The following is a 554-nucleotide window of genomic DNA, read 5'->3' on the forward strand; positions in this document are numbered from 1 at the left end:
AATAGTTGGCTTATCATCCACGATGGTGACTGGGAGCGTTTCTGTGGTGGTATCACCATCAAAATCCGTCGCGATGATTGGGAAGTTCAGTGTCAGTTCATCACTGTCTACCGCATGGTCGATTGGACCTTGCAGCGTGAAGTTGTATGAACCATCCGTATTAACGGTCAGCGTAAATACTGCTTCAGTTCCTGCTGTCGCTTCATAAGTGTAGCTACCGTCGCCGTTTGCGGTTTCAGTCAGCGTGACGGCCACACCTTGTGATGTTAGACCGTCAACAGGCGTTGCAGCAGCATCCAATTGGTAGCTTACTACCCCATCAGAGCCTTGCGTTGTAGTGAAGTTGCCATCGATTGAAATTGGATCTGAGCCGTCAGAGCCAATCGTCGCTAAGTCATCTTCATCCACGCGGATTGCGTCTACGTCAGTGATGGTTGGTTTATCATCAACGATGGTGACAGGTAACGTCTTCGATGAGGTGTCGCCATCAAAGTCTGTTGCGATAATCGGGAAGTCGATTTGCAGACTGTCGCTATTCACCGCATGGTCTAGTG

At 49.5% G+C, this 554-nt stretch carries 1 protein-coding gene; it reads right to left on the reverse strand.

All coding sequences use genetic code 11. The annotated features are described in order from the left end of the window. On the reverse strand, positions 1-554 hold a 554-nt coding region (locus KI742_RS23470), incomplete at both ends, for a DUF5801 repeats-in-toxin domain-containing protein (protein WP_285445319.1).

This window comes from Vibrio sp. D417a (assembly GCF_030248595.1).
GTDB classification, from domain to species: Bacteria; Pseudomonadota; Gammaproteobacteria; order Enterobacterales; family Vibrionaceae; genus Vibrio; species Vibrio alginolyticus.